This window comes from Streptomyces beijiangensis (genome assembly GCF_017315755.1).
In the GTDB taxonomy this organism is placed as follows: Bacteria; Actinomycetota; Actinomycetes; order Streptomycetales; family Streptomycetaceae; genus Streptomyces; species Streptomyces beijiangensis.
Genome location: NZ_JAFLRJ010000810.1, coordinates 1 through 599, shown reverse-complemented (window position 1 = coordinate 599; position 599 = coordinate 1). Strand labels below are relative to the sequence as shown.

Genomic DNA, 599 nt, shown 5'->3' with positions numbered 1-599 from the left:
GCCGCCTCCTCTCCACCCCCGGCGCCCGCGCCTTCACCCTCGGCAACCTCATCGCCCGCCTCCCCATGGGCATGTTCAGCATCAGCGCAGTGATCATGATCGCGGGGTCCCACGACTCCTACGCCCTCGCCGGCGCCGTCACCGCCACGGGCCTCGCCGCCACTGCCCTGGTCGCCCCCTGGACCGCCCGCCTGACCGACCGCCACGGCCAGGCCCGCGTCGCCGTACCCGCCACCCTGATCGCCGCCCTCGGCTCCCTCTCCCTCCTCCTCTGCGTCCACTACGACGCCCCCGTCTGGACCCTCTTCCTGTCGTACGCGGCCACCGCCACCACCCCCAACACCGGCGGCATGTCACGCGCCCGCTGGGCCCATCTGCACCGGGACGACCCCGCCACTCTCCACACCGCCAACTCCTTCGAACAGGCCGTCGACGAGCTCTGCTTCATGACAGGACCAGTGGTCGCGGCCTTCCTCTGCTCAACGCTCTTCCCCGAGGCGGGCACCCTGACCGGGGTGGTCCTCCTGGTCGCCGGCATCCTGATATTCGCCGCCCAGCGCTCCACGGAGCCCCCCATCGCGCCCCGCAGCTCCACGACC

1 protein-coding gene is annotated in these 599 nt (G+C 72.3%); it reads left to right on the top strand.

Annotated elements, in window-relative coordinates; all coding sequences use genetic code 11:
- The coding region (locus tag J0695_RS39215) for an MFS transporter (protein ID WP_206969630.1) at positions 1 to 599 on the top strand (599 nt) is incomplete at both ends.